The organism is Bradyrhizobium ferriligni (assembly GCF_056837965.1).
In genome coordinates this window covers 1-3,376 of sequence record NZ_JBXEJO010000158.1, presented here as the reverse complement: position 1 = coordinate 3,376, position 3,376 = coordinate 1, and the positions used below count along the sequence as shown (strand labels likewise).

Sequence of the window (3,376 nt, the reverse complement as noted above, 5' to 3'; positions counted from 1 at the left end):
GGTTTGAGCGCCGCCTTGATCGCCTCCGGATCGGTCACGACCGTCGTCTGAAGCGCCACCGCGCCGGTGTCGTCGACCACGCAAATCGCGCTCTCGTCCATCCCGACATCCAGTCCACAGAACCATTGCATCGCACGCCTCCCGCGTTGCTGAGGCGGTGCAGTGTGCGGGTTATTCGGCGCGCGAGCCACGCGATCAGCCGCAAGTTCGGGCGCAGACCGATTACGGGCGGCAATACGCCCTACCTTGCAATACGCCCTACCTTGCTCCGTCCTCAGGTCTTGTTGGCCTGGCTTTGCTCAAATTGCAAACTCGATCCGCCGCATATTCGTTCGGAGCGACATGAAACAGAGGCCTATCGCTCAACAAATGCGTGGCGACTCGAGCTCTGAGAGCACGCGTGGACAGATCGTTCCTGATCGTGGGACCGGCGAAATACCACGCCTCGAAATCGAAAATCGGGCCCGATCCGACGCAAAATTCCACGCGCTTAACACAAAAATAGTACGCCAATCTCGCTTCGATCGACCGCATTTTGGCGTGCGGCGAAGCCCCTTTTTTCCAAACAAAATGTCCTTCCACTCCCTCCCAAAGCGGCGCATCAAACGCAAAAAAAGAGCCCCGCCTCCGAGGAGGCGGGGCCGATGGTCCGGACCGATCAGTCGCCGCTGCGGCGCGACCAGATGAGGGTGAATCCTTCCTCGCCTTCGACCTTGACCAGCGAGGCGTAGATCGGGGCCGGGAAGCTCGGATCGTCGAGCTTGACCGAGAGATATTCGCGCTCGCTGTCGCGGGCGGTCTTCTTCCAGGCGGCGCCGAACTCGGTGGATCCTGCAAAGATGCGGTAGTCGGGAGCCTTGTCGTTGTCCTTCTCGGATGCGACGAGCTTGGCCTTGATGTTGAGCGTCAGCGTCTTGATCGAGCCGGTGTAGCCGGTATCGGAAGCGGTGAACGTGCCGATGGTCGCCATGGTGATCTCCGTCTGTTTTGCTCGGGCCGCGTCCATCGCAGCCTCGATGGCGATCTTTGGCCCGGGGAGCGATCGGCCCGCAGCCTTAAGGCCCGCAGCGCCAGCGGAGGACGGCGATAAGCCTGCTTTTTTGTCTTATCGCGAGGAATGCCGCCGCTTGGCGGCAGGGGAAAAAAGCAGGCGTGAGCTGTTGCGGGAAGGCGATCGAGGCGCTTGCCGGCCTCCGGGCTTGATCAGCCCAATCGTGACTGCGTTGGACGTGAGCCCACAACGGAACTGACGGAGATTGTCGTGGCGACGGCCCTCTCCACAGCACCCGACGACGGCTGGATCGGTCGAAGCGAAGCCGATGGCCGCACATCAATCGCAGAGAGGACGCGGCCGGATCAACGCAAGGGAACCACCTGCATTTGCGCACAAGCAACAGGTCGCACCGCCAGAATTCCCCGCCCGAATGCGTTCTCGACAGCCGCAGTCAAGACACGATCCGGGCTTCCCGGCACTGGTCCCTGCCTAGCTGGTGAAAGTCGAATGAGGCCCGATACAGCCACCCTGGCTGCCGCAAGCGGCGGTGATCGGCCGGATCGTCGACCCCAATCGGAAGGAGCCTTTGCGTGAGGAATCGCCGCTTTGCATTTACTGAAATCGGCCGCGCACCATCTGGTGCGCGGCCGCAATTTTTGAGGCTGCCGGGGCCGCCCACGCGGCCCCGGCGCTAGTCTCACTCCGCTGCTTGTGAATGCGGTTCGCTGCCCTGCGCCTCGTTTTGGAGATCGGTTGCCCCCTGCGGAGAGGCCGTCCGTAGCAGCGACGGCAGCCAGCCGGTCGCCGTCAACAGCTGCTCCGCGGCCTGTGCCATGTCGGCCTTCTTCATATCCGACATCCGCTCGGCCGCCTCCTCGCCGACGCCTTCGCGGACCGCCGCCAGAATGCCCGCCTTGGTGACCCGGCCGAGATAACTGCGCATCGTCGGGCGCCAGTAGGCGCTCATGTCGAGGGCCACGGCCTCCGCCAGACGGCGGGCCGCCGCTAGCGCCCGCGGCCTCCGGTCAAGCGGCAATTTGACCGCATTGACCGTCAGGGAGACGCAATGCGCGAACAACGCCATGCGGCTGTCGTGGTCGAGTTCGGCCACGAATTCCCACAGTCCTGCGACGTCTCTGGGTATCTGCCTTGCCCAATTGGCGTGGCGATCCGACCACGCCTTGCCGGCCGGCGTGTCCTCGATCCCGTCCGCATGCGCGGCCAAATCGCACCTCACCGGCTGGATGCCGACCACATGCGCGGCCGCGCCCAGATAGAAGATTTGGGCGGCGAGCGCATGGGTAAGCGCCACGATGGCGACGTCGGGCTGCTCACTCAAATTGAGCCGCAGTCCCAAGGTTCGGTGCGCGGACAAGTCGCGAACGAGAGTGTCAGACAGCTTCTGGTCCCCGTCGTCCTCGCCGGTGGCGCCCTCGTCGTCCTCGCCATCCGGCGTGACGTCCTCGCCTCCCAAGTCCTCCTCATCCCGCGCCTCGGCGGCGCTTTCCGACCCGGTTTCTGCGCCGGGTTTCTCGTCTCCGGGGCGGATGAAGCCCCGCTCGACCCGCACCGTGCCATCGTGATTGAGCACCACGAAGGCGCCGCCGCGCGCGACGTCGTCGAGATCGTAGGCCTGCCGCTTTGCCTCCAGCCGCTCGATTTCGGCCTCAAGCTCGCCGAACCGCGCGTCGACGTCGTCGGGCAGTTCCTCGGCCGTCTGATGCTGCTCGGTCAGCCGGTCGAACTCGGTCTGGACCGCCTGAAGCGCGGCCTGATCTTCGGCCGAAAGCTCGACCGGATGCGGGTAGACGCGGCGCATGCCATGGGCATGCGGGAAGTCGAGATGAGCTTCCGTCCATCGCCACCCTTCGGCTGCCCGCAGGCTGTCGGCCTCCCTGCCAAGCCTTGCCGTCATCAGCAAATCGAGCAGTGAGACGTCTTCCAGATAGCCGCCGCGATCCTCGGTGAAGAGGTCGCGCAGCACCGTGCCGCCCGCCTCCGTATAGGCCTCGATCCCGACAAAGCGCGCCCGACGATCCGTTGCGGCGACATGGGTTTCCGTGAGCAGGCGGCGGATGGTGCTGGCATCCGGGTCGAACGGCAAACGCTCATAGACGGCTTCCTGCCGGGCATGATCATTCGTGATGGCAAACGCCATCAGTTGCTCAAGCGTCAGATCGCCGTCACGATAGAGCTGCATCAGCCTAGGCGAAACCGCGCCCAGCCGCAGGCGCTGCCGCACCACATGCGCCGTCACGCCGAAGCGGGCCGCGATCTCCTCCGCACCGAGGCCGCGCTCGTCCGCGAGCTTCCTGAACGCTTCAAATTGGTCGGCGGGATGCATGTTTTCCCGGGTGACATTCTCGTCCAGGCTGATCTCGT

The 3,376-nt window shown here is 64.4% G+C and carries 2 protein-coding genes and 1 pseudogene; all 3 read right to left on the bottom strand.

Annotated elements, in window-relative coordinates; genetic code table 11:
* A pseudogene (locus tag AC1VNY_RS42260) lies at positions 1 to 131 on the bottom strand (IS110 family transposase); the annotation flags it as partial.
* Between the two features lie 527 nt (positions 132 to 658).
* Positions 659 to 970: a DUF736 domain-containing protein gene (locus AC1VNY_RS42255; RefSeq protein ID WP_482409633.1), complete on the bottom strand. Its 312-nt coding sequence runs from the start codon at positions 968 to 970 to the stop codon at positions 659 to 661.
* Positions 971 to 1,691: 721 nt separating this feature from the next.
* A partial coding sequence (locus AC1VNY_RS42250; protein ID WP_482409632.1) for a ParB/RepB/Spo0J family partition protein occupies positions 1,692 to 3,376 on the bottom strand: 1,685 nt, incomplete at its 5' end.